At 65.3% G+C, this 755-nt stretch carries 1 protein-coding gene; it reads left to right on the top strand.

Annotation, left to right across the window (positions count from 1 at the left end):
* A partial coding sequence (locus AC1RLU_RS26490; protein ID WP_492799009.1) for a 4-hydroxyphenylpyruvate dioxygenase family protein occupies positions 1-699 on the top strand: 699 nt, incomplete at its 5' end.
* Positions 700-755: the final 56 nt, after the last annotated feature.

Raw genomic sequence — 755 nt, 5'->3', positions numbered from 1 at the left:
GTCTATTTCCTCGACCAGGCCTCGGCGCTCGGACGCTGGGCCGAGGTCGATTTCGAAGCGACGGGCGAGGCCTCGGACGATGCCGGGCTCACCGGCGTCGATCATGTCTCGCAGAGCATGCAGTACGAGGAGATGCTGACCTGGCTGCTGTTCTATTCCTCGCTGTTCGAGACGCGGAAGACGCCGAGCCAGGCCGTGCTCGACCCCGGCGGCGTGGTCCAGAGCCAGGTGATCGAGAGCGGGCTCGACGGCAGGAACGGCCATGGCTTGAGGCTCATCCTCAACGGCTCGCAGAGCCACCGCACGCTCTCGGCCCGCTTCATCACCGATTTCTTCGGCTCGGGCGTGCAGCATATCGCCTTCGCGACCGACGACATCGCCGCGACCGTCAAGCGGCTGGTTGCCAATGGCGTCGCCATGCTACCCATCCCCGAGAACTACTATGACGACCTCGAAGCCCGCTCTGACCTGACGGCGCAGGAGATCGATGCGATGAAGGCGCTGAACATCCTCCATGACAGCGATGCCGGCGGTGCCTTCCGTCAGGCCTATACGCAGACGCTGGATGGCGGGTTGTTCTTCGAGATCGTCCAGCGCGACGGCTATGTCGGCTATGGCGCCGCCAATGCCGGCATCCGGCTCACCGCGCAGTCCAGGCTCGCGCGTCCGATCAGCGTTCCCGCGCCGAGCCATGGCTGAGGAGAGAGAAGCCGCATGAGCAGCCTGATCCTTCCCTATGCGGGGCTCGATGCCGG

It is taken from the genome of Allobosea sp. GW822-FHT05A11 (assembly GCF_058800455.1).
This window is presented reverse-complemented; position numbering and strand designations above follow the sequence as displayed.